A 633-nucleotide genomic window follows, 5' to 3' on the forward strand; every position below is an offset into this window, starting at 1 on the left:
TGGAAGTTGAGACTACAGCGGGTTTAGCGGGGCTATGATGCGTGCATTTGGACGGTTAAGTGATCGAGGATATCTTCAGATTAGCTCTCAACCACTCGATCATGTTGTACTGGTGATAATAATGCCAGATTCCGAAGATTTTCGATAGTGTAGCCACTCGGACTCCGTGTTCACCCGGATTGAGTCCCCTCTCTACCCGATTCCAGTTTCTTTCTTCAACAGCGTCAGCGTATTGTCAGCGGTGACAATTGGTGCGTGCTCGTACTCACCAGTCAATTCGACCTGCACGAGTAAATCGACGGCCCGCCAGATCGAGTATAGTAAACACGCAAACGCGAAGTAAAAGAATCGCAACCCGAAATCCTTGGATGTTGTAGCAGCCATGAAGCGTTTGATCGACTTGTAGCCGCTTTCGATCTCCCACCGATACCCGTACTCAGTAAGGAATCCACTGCCGCGGTTCGACATGAACACCGAGTACTGCCTGTGATCATCGTGTTCAGAGTCCTCCTTCCGTCGGTAGATCAGTGTCGTCTCGTGCCACTCATTCTTCCCGAGATGGAGTTTCCTACCAGTCTCGTATCGGTCCTGACCCCGTTGGAGCAGTCGCTTTGCCTGGGCTCTCTCGCTGGT

The 633-nt window shown here is 51.3% G+C and carries 1 pseudogene; it reads right to left on the reverse strand.

Features of this window, described 5'->3' with window-relative positions:
- Positions 1 to 192: 192 nt before the first annotated feature.
- A pseudogene (locus DVK00_RS20670) lies at positions 193 to 633 on the reverse strand (transposase); the annotation flags it as partial.

It is taken from the genome of Haloarcula sp. Atlit-47R (assembly GCF_003665985.1).
Taxonomy (GTDB): domain Archaea; phylum Halobacteriota; class Halobacteria; order Halobacteriales; family Haloarculaceae; genus Haloarcula; species Haloarcula taiwanensis.